Annotated in this window: 18 protein-coding genes; 4 read left to right on the forward strand and 14 right to left on the reverse strand. The window is 70.3% G+C overall.

The window, feature by feature from the left end; translation table 11 throughout:
* The first annotated feature begins 229 nt into the window (after window positions 1-229).
* A complete protein-coding gene (locus Q9R19_RS13890; RefSeq protein WP_311256986.1) occupies window positions 230-697 on the forward strand; it encodes an Lrp/AsnC family transcriptional regulator in 468 nt (155 codons plus the stop codon).
* Window positions 698-700: 3 nt separating this feature from the next.
* Here Q9R19_RS13890 and Q9R19_RS13895 read toward each other — a convergent pair whose 3' ends face one another.
* From Q9R19_RS13895 to rsmA, 3 genes are read right to left on the reverse strand one after another with little or no spacing between them, the layout of a single operon-like run.
* Window positions 701-1,633: a 4-(cytidine 5'-diphospho)-2-C-methyl-D-erythritol kinase gene (locus tag Q9R19_RS13895; RefSeq protein ID WP_311256987.1), complete on the reverse strand. Its 933-nt coding sequence runs from the start codon at window positions 1,631-1,633 to the stop codon at window positions 701-703.
* 45 nt (window positions 1,634-1,678) lie between these two features.
* A complete protein-coding gene (gene mgrA / locus Q9R19_RS13900; protein WP_311256988.1) occupies window positions 1,679-2,743 on the reverse strand; it encodes an L-glyceraldehyde 3-phosphate reductase in 1,065 nt (354 codons plus the stop codon).
* Window positions 2,744-2,752: 9 nt separating this feature from the next.
* On the reverse strand, window positions 2,753-3,610 hold the full coding sequence (rsmA, locus tag Q9R19_RS13905; protein WP_311256989.1) for a 16S rRNA (adenine(1518)-N(6)/adenine(1519)-N(6))-dimethyltransferase RsmA: 858 nt from the start codon (window positions 3,608-3,610) through the stop codon (window positions 2,753-2,755).
* 40 nt (window positions 3,611-3,650) lie between these two features.
* Between rsmA and Q9R19_RS13910 the strand changes: the two genes are divergently transcribed.
* Window positions 3,651-4,946: an MFS transporter gene (locus Q9R19_RS13910; RefSeq protein WP_311256990.1), complete on the forward strand. Its 1,296-nt coding sequence runs from the start codon at window positions 3,651-3,653 to the stop codon at window positions 4,944-4,946.
* On the opposite strand, the gene Q9R19_RS13915 is transcribed toward Q9R19_RS13910, so the two are convergent.
* The 5 genes from Q9R19_RS13915 to rsmI form a co-directional block, all read right to left on the reverse strand.
* Complete coding sequence (locus Q9R19_RS13915) at window positions 4,940-5,524, reverse strand: GNAT family protein (RefSeq protein ID WP_311256991.1); 585 nt, start codon at window positions 5,522-5,524, stop codon at window positions 4,940-4,942. The two genes, Q9R19_RS13910 and Q9R19_RS13915, sit on opposite strands and share 7 nt — an antisense overlap.
* A 31-nt stretch (window positions 5,525-5,555) precedes the next feature.
* Complete coding sequence (locus Q9R19_RS13920) at window positions 5,556-6,449, reverse strand: TatD family hydrolase (protein WP_311256992.1); 894 nt, start codon at window positions 6,447-6,449, stop codon at window positions 5,556-5,558.
* A gap of 16 nt (window positions 6,450-6,465) precedes the next feature.
* Window positions 6,466-8,040 carry a methionine--tRNA ligase gene (gene metG / locus Q9R19_RS13925; protein WP_311256993.1) on the reverse strand — a complete coding sequence of 525 codons (1,575 nt, stop codon included), beginning with the start codon at window positions 8,038-8,040 and terminating at the stop codon, window positions 6,466-6,468.
* A 225-nt stretch (window positions 8,041-8,265) separates the two neighbouring features.
* Complete coding sequence (locus Q9R19_RS13930; RefSeq protein WP_311256994.1) at window positions 8,266-8,874, reverse strand: class I SAM-dependent methyltransferase; 609 nt, start codon at window positions 8,872-8,874, stop codon at window positions 8,266-8,268.
* Complete coding sequence (gene rsmI / locus Q9R19_RS13935; RefSeq protein WP_311256995.1) at window positions 8,871-9,686, reverse strand: 16S rRNA (cytidine(1402)-2'-O)-methyltransferase; 816 nt, start codon at window positions 9,684-9,686, stop codon at window positions 8,871-8,873. The genes Q9R19_RS13930 and rsmI overlap by 4 nt, the downstream gene beginning before the upstream one ends.
* Window positions 9,687-9,734: 48 nt before the next feature.
* Here rsmI and Q9R19_RS13940 point away from each other — a divergent pair, with 48 nt between their 5' ends.
* A complete protein-coding gene (locus Q9R19_RS13940; RefSeq protein WP_311256996.1) occupies window positions 9,735-11,300 on the forward strand; it encodes a phospholipid carrier-dependent glycosyltransferase in 1,566 nt (521 codons plus the stop codon).
* Between the two features lie 4 nt (window positions 11,301-11,304).
* Window positions 11,305-11,523, forward strand: a complete 219-nt coding sequence (locus tag Q9R19_RS13945) for a hypothetical protein (protein WP_311256997.1) — start codon at window positions 11,305-11,307, stop codon at window positions 11,521-11,523.
* Window positions 11,524-11,551: 28 nt separating this feature from the next.
* On the opposite strand, the gene Q9R19_RS13950 is transcribed toward Q9R19_RS13945, so the two are convergent.
* The 6 genes from Q9R19_RS13950 to Q9R19_RS13975 all read right to left on the reverse strand — a co-directional run bounded on the left by Q9R19_RS13950 (window position 11,552) and on the right by Q9R19_RS13975 (window position 17,350).
* Entirely contained in the window at window positions 11,552-12,475 is a 924-nt protein-coding gene (locus Q9R19_RS13950; RefSeq protein ID WP_311256998.1) for a DUF808 family protein, read from the reverse strand.
* 96 nt (window positions 12,476-12,571) lie between these two features.
* Window positions 12,572-12,919, reverse strand: coding sequence for a GntR family transcriptional regulator (locus tag Q9R19_RS13955; protein ID WP_311256999.1), 348 nt, complete (start codon window positions 12,917-12,919; stop codon window positions 12,572-12,574).
* Window positions 12,916-13,827: a hypothetical protein gene (locus Q9R19_RS13960; RefSeq protein ID WP_311257000.1), complete on the reverse strand. Its 912-nt coding sequence runs from the start codon at window positions 13,825-13,827 to the stop codon at window positions 12,916-12,918. Before Q9R19_RS13960 ends, Q9R19_RS13955 begins: the two co-directional genes overlap by 4 nt.
* Window positions 13,828-14,001: 174 nt before the next feature.
* The gene (locus tag Q9R19_RS13965; protein ID WP_311257001.1) at window positions 14,002-15,780 is read right to left on the reverse strand and encodes a DUF255 domain-containing protein; all 1,779 of its coding nucleotides are present in this window, start codon (window positions 15,778-15,780) and stop codon (window positions 14,002-14,004) included.
* 59 nt (window positions 15,781-15,839) lie between these two features.
* Entirely contained in the window at window positions 15,840-16,412 is a 573-nt protein-coding gene (msuE, locus tag Q9R19_RS13970; RefSeq protein ID WP_311257002.1) for an FMN reductase, read from the reverse strand.
* Between the two features lie 101 nt (window positions 16,413-16,513).
* Window positions 16,514-17,350 (reverse strand): aldo/keto reductase, encoded by an 837-nt coding sequence (locus Q9R19_RS13975; protein ID WP_311257003.1) that lies wholly within the window; start codon window positions 17,348-17,350, stop codon window positions 16,514-16,516.
* Window positions 17,351-17,391: the final 41 nt, after the last annotated feature.

Genomic DNA, 17,391 nt, shown 5'->3' on the forward strand with positions numbered 1-17,391 from the left:
CCGCCGAGATTCTAGCGGCAGCGCTCCCGGGGTCTGATCGCCCGCCGTCGGCGCCCTGTCCACGGCTCGTGACCGCTTCTGCGAGCGCCTGCCGATCCGCACTCGTGATGCCGACCAGTCATTTGACACATTGATCTCAGCACGGACGCTGCTCTGAGCACCATAGACTGGAATTCGGTTGATCGATTCGATCAATCACAGTTCGCGACCCGAAGTGATGGTGATCGATATGGCCGACCTCGACGACACCGACCGGCGCATCCTGACCGTGCTCGATTCCGATCCGCGCCGGCCGGTGGCGCTGATCGCTCAGGATCTCGGCCTGGCCCGAGGCACGGTGCACGCCAGGGTCGCGCGTCTGGAGTCGAGCGGCTGGCTGCGCGCGAACAGCTCCCGGGTGCTGCCGGCGGCGCTCGGTCGCGGCGTCTCCGCATCGATCCAGGTCGAGCTGGACCAGCACAAGATCAGCGCGGCGATCGACGCGCTCAGTCGCGTTCCGGAGGTGCTGGAGTGCTTCGCCCCGGCGGGAGACACCGACCTGCTGCTGCGCGTGGTCGCCACCGACCCGGATGACCTGTACCGCGTCGCGGAGGTAGTGCGCCTGTGCCCCGGCATCCTGCGCACGTCCACCAGCCTGTTCCTGCGCGAGGTGATCCCGTACCGCGTCAGCGAGCTGCTGAAGGCGCCCGTGCGATAGAGGTCACCCCATCAGCTGCGCGCCGGGGACCGCCCCGTGCACGTGCAGCGCCTGGCGCCCCGTGGCGCGCAGCTCTTCCTGCACCGCGCGCGCGGCCTCGGGGCCCGCGCACAGAAAGGCGATGGTCGGCCCGGAGCCGGAGACGATGCCCGTGAGGGCGCCCATCCGCACCCCGTCGGCGAGCGCCAGCTCGAGATCGGGGCGGTCCGCCACCGCGGCGGGCTCCAGATCGTTCATCATCACGGGGGCGAGCTCGGCGGGGTCGCCCGCGCGCAGCGCCTGCAGCACCGCGGGCGGCACCTCGAGCAGTTCGGTGGCGTCGTCGGCGAGCGCCCGACCCCGCATGCGCATCCGGTCGAGCCGGCCGTAGATCTCGGGCGTCGACAGTCCCTGCTCGCTCAGCACCAGCACCCAGTCGAAGCGGCCGCGCGCGAGCGCCGGGGTGAGCACGTCGCCGCGCCCCGTGCCGATGGCGGTGCCGCCGTGCAGCGCGAACGGCACGTCGGCCCCCAGCCGCGCCGCGAGCTCGTGGAGCCGGCGCGACCCGAGCTCGGTGCCCCACAGCGCATCGCAGGCGACCAGCGCGGCTGCCGCATCCGCCGACCCGCCGCCCATGCCGCCGGCGACAGGCACGCCCTTGCGGATGTCCAGGTGCACGCCCTGGTCGACGTCGGCGGTCTGCGCGAGCAGCCGGGCGGCGCGCAGCGCGAGGTTGCGGTCGTCCAGCGGCACCTCGGATACGTCGACGTCCCCCACCACCGAGATGGAGAAGCCGTCGGATGCCGTGGCGTAGACGTCCTCGTACAGGGACACCGCCTGGAACACGGTGGCCAGCGAGTGGTAGCCGTCCTCGTGGCGCGCGCCGACGCCCAGGTGCACGTTGATCTTGCCGGGGGCGCGCACGTGCACGGCATCCGAATGACGGGCGAAGCTCACGTCGACTCCCTTCGGCCGCTCGGGGGTCCGCCGAGCGGATCACGGTCACAGATCGGAGGAGACCGACCAGAGGTTCACATCCACGCCGTGCGCGATCGCGTCGATCGCGTCGAGCTCCTCATCCGAGAGCGCGGGACCGCTGACCGCGGCGATGTTCTCGTCGAGCTGCTCGGGCCGCGAGGCGCCGATCAGCGCCGAGACCACCACCGGATCGCGCAGAGTCCACTGCAGCGCCAGCTGCGCCAGGGTCTGCCCACGGGCCTCGGCGATGTCGTTCAGACCGCGCAGCACGGCCAGCGCCTGCTCGTCGAGGGGCTTCTGCGACAGCGAGCCGCGCTGCTGCGCCCGCTGGGCCGTGCCGTCAGCGAGGTACTTGCTGGTCAGCAGTCCCTGCGCCAGCGGAGTGAAGGCGATCGCGCCGAGACCCTCTGCCCGCAGAGTGTCGGTGAGCTCGTCCTCCATCCAGCGGTTCAGGATCGAGTACGAGGGCTGATGGATCACGAGCGGGGTGCCCAGATCGCGTGCCACGGCGAGCGCCGCTCTGGTGCGCTCCGCGCTGTACGACGAGATCCCGACGTACAGCGCCTTGCCCTGCCGCACCAGGGTGTCCAGCGCACCGATCGTCTCCTCCACGGGAGTGTCGGGGTCGACGCGGTGGGAGTAGAAGATGTCGACGTAGTCGAGTCCCATCCGCTTCAGCGACGCCTCGGCGCTGGCCAGGATGTACTTGCGGCTGCCGAGATCGCCATGAGGCCCCGGCCACATGTCCCAGCCCGCCTTCGACGAGATGATCAGCTCGTCACGGTACGGGGCGAGGTCCTCGGCCAGGATGCGGCCGAAGTTCTTCTCCGCCGACCCGTGAGGCGGGCCGTAGTTGTTGGCGAGGTCGAAGTGGGTGATGCCGCTGTCGAACGCGTGCCGCAGCAGGGTGCGCTGATCGTCCATCGGGATGTTGTCACCGAAGTTCCACCACAGGCCGAGCGAGATCGGCGGCAGGTAGAGGCCGGAGGCGCCGACCTGACGGTACTCGAAGCGCTGATAGCGGTCCGCCGCGGCGGCATAGGGCCGGTGGATGTCGGGGACGTCGGGGCTGAAGCGCGGAACGGTCACTCCGTCAGGCTAGCCGTCCTGCCGACGCGGCGCGACGCGCCCGATGCGGTGATAGTCCTCGACGGTGAGATCCTCACCGCGGGCGGTGGGTTCGACGCCGGCCCGCTGCAGAGCCTCGGATGCCGCAGAAGAGCCGCCGAACAGGCCGGACAGCGCCTGGCGCAGCATCTTGCGGCGCTGGTTGAACGCGGCATCCACGATCTCGAAGGTGCGCCTGCGCTCGGTCTCGTCGCCGCGCGGCTCCGGTGCGCGCTGAAAGCCCACCAGCAGGCTGTCCACGTTCGGCACCGGCCAGAACACCTGCCGCGACACGGTGCCGCGCAGGTTCCACGGGCCGTACCAGGCGGCCTTCACGCTGGGCGCGCCGTAGATCTTCGAGCCGGGCTTCGCCGCCAGCCGCTCCGCGACCTCGGCCTGCACCATGACCACGCCGCGCTGCAGCTGCGGGAAGGTCTCCAGAAGATGCAGCAGCACCGGCACGGAGACGTTGTACGGCAGGTTGGCGACGAGCACGGTCGGGTCGCCGGGCAGCTCGGTCACGCGCATCGCATCGGCATCCACCACCGTCAGCGCGCCGTCAGGGACGCCGCGCTCGACGGCGGTCCGCGGCAGCCGATCGGCCAGACGGTGGTCGATCTCCACGGCGGTGACGGATGCTCCGGTCTCCAGGATGGCGAGGGTCAGCGACCCCAGCCCCGGCCCGATCTCCACCACCCGCTCCCCCGGCTGCACGTCGGCGGCCTGCACGATCTTGCGCACCGTGTTGGCGTCGACGACGAAGTTCTGCCCGAGCTTCTTGGTGGGCGTCACATCGAGTTCGGCGGCCAGGCGGCGGATCTCGGTGGCGCCGAGCAGGGAGACGGTCATGCATCCATTCTCCCGTATGTCCGCGCCGCGCCTTAGGATCATGCGAGTGACCGCACTCGGAGAGCTCATCGCGCCGCGGCGCATGGGCCGTGACTTCCGCTGGCTGCTGGCGTCGTCGTGGACCAGCAACATCGGCGACGGCGTGGCGCTGGCGGCGGCGCCGCTGCTGATCGCCTCGATGACGTCCTCACCGATCCTGGTGGCCTCGGGCGCGGTGCTGCAGTTCCTGCCGTGGCTGCTGTTCGGGCTGCACGCCGGAGCCATCGCCGACCGCTTCGACCGGCGCCGGCTCGTCATGCTGGCCAACGCCGCGCGTGCCGTGGTGCTGACAGCGCTGGTCGTCTTCCTCGTCACCGGCACGGCGAGCATCTGGATCGTGCTCGCCGTCGCCTTCCTGTACGGCACGGCCGAGGTGTTCGTCGACACCACGGCCAGCACCCTGCTGCCCATGCTCGTGCGGCCCGCCGACCTCGGACTCGGCAACGCGCGACTGCAGGCGGGATACCTGGTCGCGAACCAGTTCGCCGGTCCCCCGCTGGGAGCGTTCCTCTTCGCGGCCGGTGCAGCGTGGCCGTTCCTGCTCGAGGTCCTGTGCGTCGTGCTCGCGATCGTGCTCGTCTCGCGCATGGCCGCGACGCCCGTCCCGGCCCGTGCCCGGGCGGAGGCGGAGCGCAGGCCTGCCGTGCACAACGACATCGCCGAGGGCATCCGCTGGCTGTGGCGCAACCCGCCGGTGCGGATGCTGGTGCTGATCATCCTCACGTTCAACATCACGTGGGCCGCGCCCTGGGGCGTGCTGGTGCTGTACGCCACCGATCACCTGCACATGGGCGCGGTCGGCTTCGGAGCGCTCACCACGGCGTCCGCGGCGGGCGGCCTGCTCGCCACCCTCAGCTTCGGCAAGCTGGAGCGGCACATCTCGTTCGCGACGATGATGCGCGTCTGCCTGTCGCTGGAGGTGCTCATGCACCTGGCGTTCGCGCTCACCACCGCCGGCTGGCTGGCCCTGATCATCATGGGGGTGTTCGGCTTCTACGCCTTCGTGTGGGGCACGATCTCGACCACTGTCCGCCAGCGTCTGGTGCCGCAGGAGCTGCAGGGGCGCATCGCCTCCGTGAACGCGGTCGGCCTGTTCGGCGGCATGGTGATCGGGCAGGCGCTCGGCGGGGTGATCGCCCAGGTGTGGGGGCTCACCGCGCCGTGGTGGTTCGCGTTCGCCGGTGCCGCGCTCACGCTGCTGTTCGTGTGGCGGCCGATCTCGCACATCGTCAGTGCCAAGCGCGTGCTGGAGGACGAGCACGGCGATGCGGCGGGGACGGCCGACGCGGCTCAGTAGCGCCGCAGGCGCGCCTCCAGCCCGTTGCGCACCGCCGGCCACTCGTGCGGCAGGATCGAGTACGCGACAGTGTCGCGCAGCGAACCGTCCGGCATGATGCGGTGATTGCGCAGGATGCCGTCGAGCTTGGCGCCCAGTCGTTCGATCGCCGCCCGGGACTGCCGGTTGTGGAAGTGCGTCATGAGCGCGACGGCGATGGCATCGCACTGCTCGAACGCGTGCGTCAGCATCAGCTTCTTCATCGCCGGATTCACGTGGGTGCCCTGCGCGCCGGTGCCCAGCCAGGTGTAGCCGATCTCGACGCGCCGGTTGGGCTGATCGATGCTGCAGAACGTGGTCATGCCGACCAGCTCGTCGCGGTCGAGGCGCCGCACGGCGAACGGATTCATCGTGCCCGCATCGCGCATCGCCAGGCGCCGCTCGATCTCGGCTGGAACGTGCTCGGGCTCCGGTACGAACGTGTACCAGGTGCCCTCGATGCCCTCGGCCGCCGCTGCGAGTCCCTCCGCGTGCGCACTGCTCAGCGGCTCCAGGCGGACGAACTCGTTCTGCAGGGTGATCTCATCGAGAAAGCGCACCCCGTCAGCGTATCGCCGCGCGGCCACGCGCTCAGTCGAATGAGCCGTAGACCGCCACCGTGTTCGCGGCCAGCTGCGCGCACAGCTCGTCGAGGTCGACGTCGAGCTCTGCAGCCATGAACCGCACCGTGATCGGCACCAGGTACGGAGCGTTGGGCCGGCCGCGCAGCGGCGCCGGCGTCAGGAACGGGGCGTCCGTCTCGACGAGGATGCGCTCCGGCGATGTCACGTGCAGCGCGTCCCGCAGGTTCTGCGCGTTCTTGAACGTGACGTTGCCGGCGAAGGACAGCCAGTACCCGGCATCCGCCGCGATCCTCGCCATCGCCTCGTCGCCGGAGAAGCAGTGGAACACGGTGCGCTCGGGCGCGCCCACCCGCGTGAGGGTCTCGAGCACGTCGTCGTGGGCGTCGCGATCGTGGATCTGCATCGCGATGCCGTGCTTCTTCGCCAGCGCGATGTGCGCCTCGAACGACTCGTGCTGCGCGGGGCGCCCGGCCTCGTCGGTGCGGAAGTAGTCCAGCCCGGTCTCGCCGATCGCCCGGGTGCGCGGATGCGCGGCGAGCTCGTCGATCACCGCGATCGCCTCGTCCAGGCGCCCCGCCTGCGCGTAGGTGGGCGCGTCGTTGGGATGGATCGCGACAGCCGCCAGCACGCGGGGATCGGATGCCGCAGCATCCACCGCCCAGCGCGACGACTCGATGTCGCCCGACGCCTGCACGACGCCGGCGATCCCGACCGCCTGCGCGCGGTCCAGCTGCTCGACAAGGCTCAGCCCGGGCGCACCGGAGGCGACCCCCGGCCCATCGGTGATCTCCAGATGGCAGTGGTTGTCGTACACCGGGACGCTGAGCGGCTCGGGCGGAGCCGGGTAGCTCAGATCCTTGCGTCCCTTCGTGGAGCGCTCGCGCACGTAGGTGTCGGCCATGTTCCTCGGGTCCGCGTCAGGCGGTCTGCTCCACGCGCGGGAACAGCGGCGCCAGTGACGACACCGTCGTACCGGGCTCGAGCGCTCCCCAGGCTCCGGCCTCGCGGATCGGCTGCGCCGCGAGCGCTCCCAGCGAGCCCTCGACGCCCAGGGCGTCCCACAGCTTCGCGGTGGACTGCGGCATCACCGGCGACAGCAGCACCGCGAGCGCGCGCAGCCCCTCCGCACAGGTGTAGAGCACCGTGCCCAGGCGCTCGCGCTGCTCCTCGCGCGCCAGCACCCACGGCTCGTTGTCCGTGATGTAGCCGTTCAGCTCGCCGACGATGGTCCAGATCGCGTGGATGGCCTCGTCGATGCGGAAGTGCTCGATCGCGGCATCCGCCTTCGTCACGGCATCCGCGACCGTCTTCTGGATCGCCAGATCCGCCTCGGTGTACTCCGATGCCGCGGGCACGACGCCGTCGAAGTACTTCTGGATCATCGCGATCGTGCGGGAGGCGAGGTTGCCGAAGCCGTTGGCGAGCTCGGCCTGGTAGCGGGCCGAGAGGTCCTCCCACGAGAACGAGCCGTCCTGACCGAACGCGATCGCCGAGAGGAAGTAGAACCGGTAGGCGTCCGAGCCGAACACGTCGGTGATCTCGGTGGGGGCGATGCCGGTGAGCTTGGACTTGGACATCTTCTCGCCCCCGACCAGCAGCCAGCCGTGCGCGAACACGCCCTTGGGCACGTCCAGGCCCGCGGCCATCAGCATCGCCGGCCAGATGACGGCGTGGAAGCGCAGGATGTCCTTGCCGACCACGTGGTACCCGGGCCAGCGGCGCTCGAACTGCCCCTGGTCGGCGCCGTACCCGATCGCCGTGATGTAGTTCAGCAGCGCGTCGACCCACACGTAGATGACGTGCGAGGTGTCCCACGGCAGCGGGATGCCCCAGTCGAACGTGGAGCGCGAGATCGACAGGTCCTTCAGTCCCTGGCTGACGAAGGAGACCACCTCGTTGCGCGCCGAGTCGGGGCGCACGAAGTCGGGCTCGGTCTTGTACAGCTCGAGCAGACGGTCCTGGAACTCGCTGAGCTTGAAGAAGTAGTTCTTCTCCTGCAGCAGCTCCAGCGGCTTCGAGTGGATCGCGCACACCTTCAGACCCTCGAAGGGACCGGTGCCGTCGACGATCTCGGACTCGGGCTTGAACTCCTCACAGCCCACGCAGTACAGCGCCTCGTACTCGCCGGCGTAGATGTAGCCCGCGTCGTACAGCTTCTGGAAGAACACCTGCACGTTCTTCTCGTGCCGCTCCTGCGTGGTGCGGATGAAGTCGTCGTTGGCGACGTCGAGGGTCTTCAGCAGCGGGAACCAGCTCTCGCCGACCAGCCTGTCCACCCACTCCTGAGGGGTGACCCCGTTCGCCGCAGCGGCACGGAGCATCTTCTGGCCGTGCTCGTCGGTGCCGGTCAGCATCCACGCGTCATCACCGGCCTGACGGTGCCAGCGTGCCAGCGTGTCGACGGCGACGGACGTGTAGCCGTGGCCGATGTGCGGCACGTCGCTGGGGTAGTAGATCGGCGTGGTGATGTAGAAGGACTCGCCTGCGGGCATGCTCTCGATTCTAGGCGGGAACACCAAGAAGTTTGGCCGCGTGACCAGGGTGCGCAGACGGTCGGGCGGACGTTCCCTTCGCTCGCAGAGTGGGGCCCCTCCGCTTCGCTCCTCCCCAATGCTCGCTCCGGGAACGTCCGCCCCACCTCTCCGTGGGGATCGTGGCGTCAGCGTTGATGGGCCCGGCGGCTGATGGGTTGAGTGAGGGAGAAGTGCTTGGCGGTCTCAGAGCCGGGCGGCGGTGAGGGAGCCGTGCGGACGGGAGCTGGGCTCGTCGGGGGTGCGGGCTCGGCGCTCCGAGGAGACGACGGTGAAGCCGGCCTGCTCCAGCAGCGTTCGCACGGCATCCGGTGTCCAGAAGTACGCCGTGGTGACGGCGTGCGGGAAGGGCTCGCGCGCAGTGCCGTCGAAGAAGCCGATCAGGATGCTGCCACCCGGGGCGAGCACGCGGGCGAACTCGTCGAGGATGGCGAGCAGATCCTCGGGTGGCGTGTGGATCAGCGAGTACCAGGCGAGGATGCCGCCGAGCGACGCGTCGGGCAGCGGCAGCTCCGCGAAGGATCCGTGCAGGAACTCGAGGTGCGGAGCTCGCGCACGGGCATGCGCGATGAACTGATCCGACAGGTCGATGCCGAGCACGTCCTGGCCGTGATCGTGCAGGAAACGGGTCCACAGCCCGGGCCCGCACCCGGCATCCAGGATGCGCCCCTGCACAGCATCCGCCCATGCGCTGATCTCGTCGCGATCGGGCTCCGCGAGCTGATCCACCTCGCCGATCCGCGCGATGTACTCCGCGGCTCGCGCGTCGTAGGCGGCGCCGATCCCGAGAGTCATCGGGCGGCGAGGGCCTGCTGGTAGAGGTCGCGGGAGGAGAGGCCGGTGGCGGCGGCGACCTCGGCGCAGGCGTCCTTCAGGCGGGTGCCGGATGCCACGAGCGCCTGCACCTGAGCGAGGGCGTCCTCCGCCGAGACGGCGGCGGGCTCCGCGCCGGAGACCACCACGACGATCTCGCCCTTCACCCCCTGCTCGGCCCATGCCGCGAGCTCGGATGCCGTGCCGCGACGCACCTCCTCGTAGAGCTTGGTCAGCTCGCGGCACACCGCGATGCGCCGCTCGTCACCGAAGGCTGCGCCCATATCTGCCAGCGACGACGCCAGGCGCGACGGCGACTCGAAGAACACCATGGTGCGGGGCTCGGATGCCAGCATCCGCAGCGCCTGCCGCCGCTCCCCCGGTCTGCGCGGCAGGAATCCCTCGAAGGTGAACCGGTCGGTCGGCAAGCCTGATATGGCGAGCGCCATGAGCACCGCGCTCGGGCCGGGGATCGCCGTGACGGTCACCCCGCGCTCGACAGCGGCCGCGACCAGGCCGTAACCGGGATCGCTGACGGCCGGCATTCCGGCGTCGCTGACCACGACGACATCCTGATCCTCCGCGAGTGCGGCGAGCTCGGCGGCCTTGTGCTTCTCGTTGTGATCGTGCAGCGCGATCAGCCGCGGGCGGTTCTCGATCTTCAGCGCCTGCAGCAGCCGCTGCGTGGTGCGGGTGTCCTCCGCCGCGACGACCTCGGCGTTCTCGAGCACCTCGATCAGCCGACGCGACGCGTCGCCGAGATTGCCGATCGGGGTGGCGGCGAGGATGATCACCCGTCCAGCCTATGCGGGCCGGCCGGCCGGATTGCCTAGGCTGAGCAGGTGACATCGCCCGCATCCCTGCTGCCGCCGCTGGATGTTCGCGCGACGCTCTGGGAGCGCATGCGCGCCCGCGCGACGGCCGATCCGGCGACGGCGCGGATGCTGGGCTGGCTCGCGCCGGCGCTGGTCACCCTGCTGGCCGGACTGCTGCGGCTGGTGAACCTGGGGCATCCGCACCAGATCATGTTCGACGAGACCTACTACGTGAAGGACGCCTGGTCACTGTGGAACCTGGGGTACGAGGCCAAGTGGGACGACGACGCCAATGCCCGGCTGCTGACGGGCGACGACTCGGCGATGCAGACCACGGCGTCGTTCGTGGTGCATCCGCCGCTGGGCAAGTGGATCATCGCGCTCGGGATCGCGGCGTTCGGCCCCGGCTCCAGCTTCGGCTGGCGGGTGACGACCGCGGTCCTGGGCACACTGACCGTGCTGCTGGTCTATCTGGTCGCACTGCTGCTGACCCGGTCGCGCACGATCGGCGTGATCGCGAGCGGCCTGCTCGCCATCGACGGGCTCGGGATCGTGATGAGCCGGATCGCCCTGCTGGACGGCATCCTCACCTTCTTCATCCTGCTGGGCGTGCTGTTCGTGCTGCTGGACCGCCGGCGCACGATGCCGCTGCTCGCGGCGATCGGCGCGGAGCGTGGTCCCGACGACCCGCCGCCGATGGTCGGCCCGGTGCTCTGGTCGCGGCCGTGGCTGATCGCGGCAGGAGTCACCTTCGGCGCGTCGGCCGCCGTGAAGTGGTCGGGCCTGTACGCGCTGGCCGTCTTCGGTCTGTACGTCGTGATCACCGACGCGCTGGCGCGGCGACGCGCCGGAATCGCGCTGTGGCCCACGGATGCCGTGTTCCGGCAGGGGCCGGTGTCGTTCCTGCTCTCAGTGGGACCGGCGCTGCTGGTCTACCTGGTCTCGTGGACGGGGTGGTTCGTCACCGCGGGCGGGTACGACCGGCAGGTGGACGCGAATCCGCTGACCGCACTGTGGAAGTACCACGAGGCGATCCTGAGCTTCCACACCAGCCTGGTGAGCTCGCACCCCTATGCGAGCCCGGCCTGGCAGTGGCCGCTGCTGCTGCGGCCGACGGCGATCTGGGTGGGCGACCAGCCGACCGGATGCGGAACCGACCACTGCATCGCCGTGATCTCTTCGGTGCCCAATCCGCTGATCTGGTACGCGAGCATGGCTGCGGCCGTGTACTTGCTGTACCGATTCGTGCGCGGGCTCATCGACCGTTCGCCGGTCGGACCGGCGCTCACGTTCCCGCTGGTGGGCCTGATCGCCACCTACGTGCCGTGGCTGCTGGTCGGCAACCGCACGATCTTCCAGTTCTACACGATCGTGATGGTGCCGTTCCTGGTCATCGGGCTGGCGGTCGCGCTGCGCGAGCTGGCGGGCGGCAGGCAGGCACCCCTGCATCGGCGTCAAGCCGGACAGCGCACCGTGGTGGTGTACCTGGACATGGCCGTGCTGGTGTCGGTCTTCTACTACCCGGTGTGGACGGGCATGAGCGTGCCCTACGACTTCTGGCTCATCCACAACTGGCTGCCGGGCTGGATCTGATCGCATGCCCGCGCCCCACGGCTTCGAGCACCTCGTTCGCGGCGACGAGGTCGTGATCCTGCATCACGGCATCCGCGCTGCCACCCTGCGGGGTGCGAAGGCGGCCGACTTCCTGGCGCGGATCGACGCCGAGGACCCGCAGCAGCTCATGGCGCGCCTCACCGGGAACTACCGCCGAGGGAACGAGCGCGCCGCCCGCCGGCATCCGCGCAACCAGCGCTGACCGCCGAACCGCTGGACCGCACCTGGACTCAGTGCGCGACCGGCGCCCGATCTGCCGCGCGGTGCCCCTCATCCAGATGCGGCCGCTTCCCCAGCATCCGGCCGATGCCCAGCACCGCACCGACGACGACCAGCCCCACGACGAGCCCGGCCACGGCCGAGACCGCGGTGTCGCCGATCCAGGCGATCACGCCGCCCATCGGTGCGAGCAGGTCGTCCACGCCGTGCAGCAGCTCGGTCGGGGCGTGCAGGCCCACCTCTCCGAGGTTCGCGATCACGAGGTGGCCGCCGACCCACAGCATCGCGACCGTGCCGATCACGCTGATGACGCGGAACACCGCCGGCATCGACCGCGCGATCCGGGCACCCGCGTGCCGTACCCGACGCGTCGTGCTCTTGGCCATGCCGAGCCCGACGTCGTCGAGCTTCACCAGCAGCGCCACCGCGCCGTACACCACGCCGGTCATGATCGCGGCGATCACGGCGAGTGCACCCAGCGTCTGCCACAGGCCCAGCGCGGGATCCAGGTTCGCCAGCGAGATGAGCATGATCTCGGTGGACAGGATCAGGTCGGTGCGGATCGCTCCCCACACCAGCCGGTTCTCGTCGCGCTCGCCCTCCTCGGCATGCCCGTGACCGAAGCCGAACCACTCCAGCACCTTCTCGGCGCCCTCGAAGCACAGATAGGTGCCACCGAGGACCAGCAGGTAGGGCAGCACCCAGGGTGCGAACGCGGTGAGCAGCAGCGCGATGGGGATGATCACGATGAACTTGTTCGCGATCGACCCGAGCGCGATCTTGCCGACCACAGGCAGTTCCCGCGCCGGTGTGAGCCCCTGCACGTACTGCGGGGTGACGGCCGCGTCGTCGATCACCACGCCTGCCGCCTTCGCGGATGCCTTCACGGCGGCGCTGAGGATGTCGTCGACGACGGCGAGCAGGCCTACGGACATGCGGTCCCCCCGGGGATCGTGCGGGTGGCCGGCTGACGCGCCGGTTCGACTGGCAAGGCTACCCGGTCGGCGGATGCTGTTGCCGCAGCGGCGCGATCAGACCGATCCCCAGCTCGCGCGGATCGCGCCCAGCGCCTGCTCCAGGGTGAGGCCGGAGGATGCTGCCACGTACACCCGCGCCGCGGCCTGCACCGCATCGGGATAGGCGTGCCCGGCACGCACCCGCGTGCCGCGCGCGCGACTGGTCTCGACGAGCCCCTCCTCCTCCAGCAGCGCGTATGCCTTGGCCACGGTGCCTGCGGCCACCCGCAGGTCGCCCGCCAGCTGACGGATCGACGGGAGGCGGTGACCGTCGGCGAGTTCGCCGGATCGGATGCCGTCGGCCAGCTGCGAGCGGATCTGCTCGAACGGCGCCAGCGCCGCCGACGGGTCGACGGTGATCATCGCACCGGCTCCGGGATGCGCTCCAGCTTCTCGCCGATCGTGCAGGCGGTGAGCACGGCCAGGGTGACGCTGACGACGCTGAGCACGAGGAGCAGCGTCCCGAAGATCGTGAGAATGTCGGCGGTGACACCCCACACGGCTGCGGCGTCTTCGACGAGGGCGTTGCGCATCGTCAGACCTGCGACCAGTGCGATGCCGCCGAGAGAGAGGAGGATGGCACCCGAGGCGAGCTGGAGCACCACTGCAGCAGACGCCCGGCGCCACGTTCGATCGGCGTCGACATCGTCAGGGTGCGGGAATGCTGCGGTCGACCCGATCCGATGCAGTGCGAGCACCAGTGCCCCCAGCAGCACGACCAGCGCGATCAGCGCGGGGATGCCGTAGAACCACCCGGGGTACGGCGAGGCCATCGACGCCTGGTCGGGCTGTTCGAAGCGGATGGCGCGCGAACGCCCCTGGTCATCCGCAGCCGCGGTGACACCGCAGAAGACCACCACTGCGGCGAAGAGCACGACGAGCTCGACGCAGGCGCGCAGCCAGCGCGCGGGGATGGCGGTGATCCAGGATCGTCGCGTGAGCCCAGCCGAGCGCAACTCGTCGGCTCCGAGCGCGGCCGTGCCCGGCGGCGTCGCCGCGTAGAACAGCAGACCGGCGGTGGCCGCGACGAGCGGAGCGATCGCCAGGGGCGCGCCCAGCAGCGAGGGCAGCGTGACAGCAGCCACCGCCCCGGCGAGGAACACGAGCAGCGAGAAGGCCACGGCCACGACCGCGCGCCGTCTGGCGGCAGTGATCACCGGGAGGATGCGCGCGGACAGCACGACCGGTTGCGGACGCCGGGCGAGGCGCCACACCAGGAACATCGCCGCGGCGATGACCGCGCCGCACAGGATCACCGCACCACCGAACATGAGACCACCTTTCGTGTACCACTGCGACGGTACACGAATCTTGCGCGTGTATCAAGTCACCGACACACGGCATCCTCCGGGGCAGCCGAGAAGAGGAGAACCGCCGAGAAAAGGAGGAAAGACGCACCACCCGTCCTCTTCTGGGAGATTCTCCTCTTCTCAGCCGGCGACCGCTCAGCGCGCGGCTGCGAGAGCCCGCGGATCCGACGTCGGCAGGCGGCAGACGAAGTCGCGGCAGTCGTAGGCAACGCCCTCGGCGGCGTCCTTACCCTCGAACAGCGTGAATCCGGCATCCGCGAACGCCTTCGCCTGCGCGGGCGAGACCACGGCGACCACGTCGGCGTCAGCCTCACGCGCGGCATCCGCCAGGGCGCCGTCGCGGGCGCCGACCACGGCGACGATCTGGCGCGGCGGCAGCGCCAGCCCGGCTGCGGTCCGCAGCAGTGCGCCGTAGGCGATCGGATGCTGCAGCGCACGCCCCGCGACGCCGGCGACCAGCTGTTCCGCGCGTGTACGGTGCGACTCCCCCGCACCCAGTCGCCACGCCGACAGGTGGGCGGATGCCAGCGCCGCCGGCCCGGAGGGCAGATCACCGTCACCGTCGTCAGCGCCGCGGACGATGGCCTGCGCGGCGAGAACCGGGTCGATCTCCGGTTCGGAACCCAGCACCTCCAGGGCCTTCGTCGCCCACGACGCGTCGCCGGTCGCGAGCGCCAGAGCGAACAGACCCTCGGCCAGCAGTCCGAGGTCGGCCGCCGTGGCGACAGCGGCCGCGGCCTCACCGTCGAGCGAGGAGCGCACCAGTTCCCCCGCCTCGGACCGGTTCGCCGTCAGCACGTGCCCGGCTGCAGCTGCGGCGGCCTCGATCCAATGCGGCTCATCCAGCGCCGCCCCCGCCCGCGCCAGCGCACCGATCGCGAGCCCGTTCCACCCTGTGAGCACCTTGCCGTCGACGGCCGGCGGCTCCAGCTGCGCCCGTCCCTCGGCATCCTGCCGGTAGTACCCGCCCTCACTGCGCTGCCCGTCGATCCACGACTCCGAGTCCTGCGCGGCGCCGAACGCTCCACCCTCGCGTCGCAGCACGGTCAGCAGGAAGCCGGCCACTCCCCTGGCCACGTCGACGCGTCCGGCATCCAGCGCCACCTTGAGCAGCTGGGCGTTGTCGGTCAGCATGCGCTCGTAGTGCGGCACCGTCCAATCCCGCTGAGTGGCGTAGCGGAAGAATCCGCCATCGACCGGATCGCGCAGCTCGGAACCGGCCATGGCCGCAAGCGCCCGCTCTGCGGCATCCGCTGCGCGTGCCGCGCGATGCTGCAGGAACCGCAGCGTCGTCGCCATCGGGAACTTCGGCGCGCCGCCGAAGCCGCCGTACGCCTGGTCCTCGTGCTCGATGATCGTCTCGGCCGCCGCGCGCAGCGCGCCGGCGTCCGGCAGCCGCGACTCCGGGGCGACGGCCGCGGCCCTGAGCGCATCGACGACCGCATCCGCCGACGCGAGCACCTCGTCGTGCCGGTTGGTCCAGGCATCGCGCACGGCGCTCAGCACGTCGCGGAACGCGGGCGTCTGGCCGCGCGCCTCGGGCGGCCAGTACGTGCCGGCGTAGAACGCCGCTCCCTGCGGCGTGGTGAACACGGTCAGCGGCCAGCCGAGGTTCCGGGTGAAAGCGGATGCCGCGGCCATGAACGCCGCATCCACCTCCGGATGCTCCTCGCGGTCGATCTTCACGGCGACGAAGCCCTCGTTGATCTGCGCCGCCGTGACGTCGTCCGAGAACGACTCCCGCGCCATCACATGGCACCAGTGGCAGGTCGAGTAGCCGATCGAGATCATCAGCGGCACATCACGCCGGGTCGCCTCATCGAACGCCTCCTGCGTCCACGGCCACCAGTCGACAGGGTTGTCCGCATGCGCGCGCAGGTAGGGACTGAGGGTCTGGGCGAGCCGGTTGGTCATGGCACCCACGGTACGCCGGAGGACGTCGACCGGCAGGGACGGAGAGCGCCCCGCCGGGATCAGAATGCGGCGAGCGCCCGCGGGTCGGTGACCGGTGCGTAGCCGACCAGCGGCAGGGCGCGTTCGGCGGCGAGCGCGATGCGAGAGACGATGTGCTCGGACACGATCTCGTACCCCGCGAAGTCGGTGTTGCTCGCATACACCCCCAGCGGCAGCGTCAGCGCCTGGAAGAACGCGAACAGCGGGCGCAGCTGGTGCTCGATGATCAGGGCGTGCCGCTCCCCGCCGCCGGTGGCAGCCAGCAGCACCGGCTTGCCCACCAGCGCGTACTGCCCGATGAAGTCGAACAGGTGCTTGAACAGGCCGGTGAAGGATGCCCGGTAGACGGGGCTGCCGACGATCAGCAGGTCGGCCTCCTCGATCGCGCGCAGCTGCTCCTCGACGGCCGGCGGCAGGTCATCGCGCCGCAGTGCACCGGCGAGGCCGGGGCCGATGTCGGTGAGCTCGATCACACGCACGTCGACGTCGATCCGCTCCGCCACGGCGCCGGCGATCGCGCGCAGCAGAGCCGTGGTCTTGCTGGGCTCGTGCAGGGAACCGGAGACGGCGACGACGCGATAGCGGGAGGACATGCCTCTGACGCTAGTGAGCGCGACGCCCCCGCGTCACGGACGGTGACACGGGGCGTCATGCTGAGCGAAACACGGCGACACGAAGCCGCCGGCGGTGTCGGTCAGTTCACGTCGTTGGGGTGCGAACCCACGCGTCCGGACCCGTCCTGCGGGTCCAGAGCGTCGATCGCAGCCATCTGCGCGTCGTCGAGGTCGAAATCGAACACGTCGAGGTTCTCGCGGATGCGCTCTGCGTGCACCGACTTCGGGAACACGATGAAGCCCTTCTGCAGGTGCCAGCGCAGCACGACCTGGGCCGGGGTGCGACCGGTGGCGGCCGCGGCGGAGGCGACGGCCTCGGTGCCGAACAGGTCGTACTTGCCCTGTCCCAGCGGGCCCCACGACTCGATGCGCACGTCGTGCGCTGCGGCCCAGTCGGTGATCTCACGCTGCTGGTAGGCGGGGTGCAGCTCGATCTGGTTCACCGCGGGGACGACACCGGTCGCGGAGACGATGCGCTCCAGGTGCGGGACGAGGTGGTTCGAGACCCCGATCGAGCGGGCGAGGCCCCGCTCGCGGATGCCGATCATCTTCTCCCACGCGTGCACGTAGTCGTCCTTCGCGGGGGTCGGCCAGTGCACCAGATACAGGTCGACCTGCTCGAGTCCGAGTCGGTCCAGGCTCTCGGCGATGGCCTTGTCGGGCTCGTCGCCCTGATGGCGGTCGTTCCACAGCTTCGTGGTGACGAACAGCTCGGAGCGGGCGATGCCGCTCTTCGCGATCGCCGCACCCACGCCCTCCTCGTTGCCGTAGATCGCCGCCGTGTCGATGTGCCGGTAGCCGGCCTCGAGCGCCTCGCTCACCGCGCGCTCGGCCTCATCGGCCGGGACCAGGAAGACACCGTAGCCGAGCTGGGGGATGCTGTTGCCGTCATTGAATTCAACAGTGGGAGTGGTCATGGGTCCCAGCGTAGAGGCCGGTGGCGACAGGTGGCCTCTTC

Source organism: Microbacterium sp. ARD32 (genome assembly GCF_031844385.1).
GTDB lineage: Bacteria > Actinomycetota > Actinomycetes > Actinomycetales > Microbacteriaceae > Microbacterium.